General features: G+C 66.8%; 1 pseudogene. It reads right to left on the minus strand.

From position 1 onward, the window contains the following. Positions 1-346, minus strand: a pseudogene (locus ACLBXO_RS31820) (ferredoxin--NADP reductase); the annotation flags it as partial.

Genomic DNA, 346 nt, shown 5'->3' on the forward strand with positions numbered 1-346 from the left:
ATGACGTAGTGGGCGGCCTCGCCGTGGTTGCCCTCCTCGTAGCCGCGCGAGGTCAGGAGCTCGCGGGTGTCGCGGATCATGTCGGGGCTGCCGCAGAGCATGAAGCGGTCGGCCTCGATCGACATCGGCGGCAGGCCGATATCCTCGAACAGCTTGCCCGAGACCATCAGGTCGGTGATCCGGCCGCGGTTGCGGAACGGCTCGCGGGTCACGGTCGGGTAGTAGATCAGCTGGTTCGAGATCATCTCGCCCAGGAACTCGTGGCGCGGCAGCGTCTCGGTGATGGTCTCGCCGTAGGCGAGTTCCTGCACCTGCCGGCAGCCGTGGACCAGCACGACCTTCTCGA

The sequence above is a fragment of the Methylobacterium sp. C33D genome (genome assembly GCF_053345825.1).